Annotated in this window: 1 protein-coding gene; it reads right to left on the reverse strand. The window is 41.1% G+C overall.

All coding sequences use genetic code 11. The features are described 5' to 3' along the window. Nucleotides 1-12: 12 nt before the first annotated feature. Nucleotides 13-1,051, reverse strand: a protein-coding gene (locus tag GPLA_RS23015; RefSeq protein WP_085948370.1) for an IS630 family transposase whose coding sequence is annotated in 2 segments (ribosomal slippage) — nucleotides 13-591 and nucleotides 593-1,051 — 1,038 coding nt in all. Because the reading frame shifts where the segments join, the coding sequence is not laid out codon by codon here. Between the last annotated feature and the right edge of the window lie 62 nt (nucleotides 1,052-1,113).

The raw sequence follows: 1,113 nt of genomic DNA on the forward strand, positions 1-1,113 counted from the left end.
TACCAATCCATCTTAAGTGTTGCTCACATCCAACCAGTCTCGATGGCACATTTGGGTGACACGTTTTAGGTCATTTACAAAATTATTCCATGCTGTTGTACAAGCATCTAGGATATCATCATATGATTCAAAACTTCGATTTGCTAAATGATGTTGGCGTAGCCAGCTCCATACTTGCTCTATAGGGTTCAATTCAGGCGAATAGGGTGGTAGCTTGATGATACTGAGGTTTGGAATGTCCTTAGCAATATCATCAGTATGCCAACCTGCTCCATCCATTATCACTACCGCATGACATCCTGATTCGGTTGCTGCTGAAATCAACTCTAAGTGCTGACGCATAATGTCTCTATTTACCCAAGGCGCTATAATTGCTTCCGTTCGTCCAGTACTCGGACAAATTGCACCAAACAGATATGCATAATCAAATTGTTGTTGCTTCACTGCGCGGGGACGACTGCCTTTGTGCGCCCATAGACGGGTAGTGGTATTTTGTTGGCCAAACCTAGCTTCATCTTGAAACCAGTAATCCACCTTATCTAACGCAATATGCCCTGGGATCCTGTTGATCGTTTCAATTTGCAGTTTTTTTAAACTCGTCTTGAGCCTCTTGAGATTGTTTGGGGTGCTTAGAGCGACTGGTTATCCAGCTAAAGCCAAGTAGATGAAGGAGTTTATAAATGGCATTAGGGTGGTATTCAATCTGATATTCGTTAGCAATATGGAGCCGAATAGCTTCACCAGTTAAGCGCCCGCCTTTGCTACTACGACTATGCTTATCAATATAATCAGATAATTGCTCTCGCTGCTTTGTGGATAAAGGGCAACTACGTCCTGGTGCTTTTTTGGCTTCTAATCCTGCCACACCATCTGATAAATAATTACTTACCCATGTATTGACACTGCGTCTACTGACTTTAAGGATAAGAGCAATTTCAGACCTATTTTTACCTTCAATAAAGTGGGATATCGCTAACAGACGAAGCCGTTTACGTGCGTTTGATTCTATCCTTGATAGCGCTAAAAGGTGTTCTGATGTATCTAGTTTCAAATGAATAAAAATAGTGAATAAACCATCGACATATTAGATCATAAATCACTACTAATTGGTAT

Origin of the sequence: Paraglaciecola polaris LMG 21857, from assembly GCF_000315055.1 — a bacterium.
GTDB classification, from domain to species: domain Bacteria; phylum Pseudomonadota; class Gammaproteobacteria; order Enterobacterales; family Alteromonadaceae; genus Paraglaciecola; species Paraglaciecola polaris.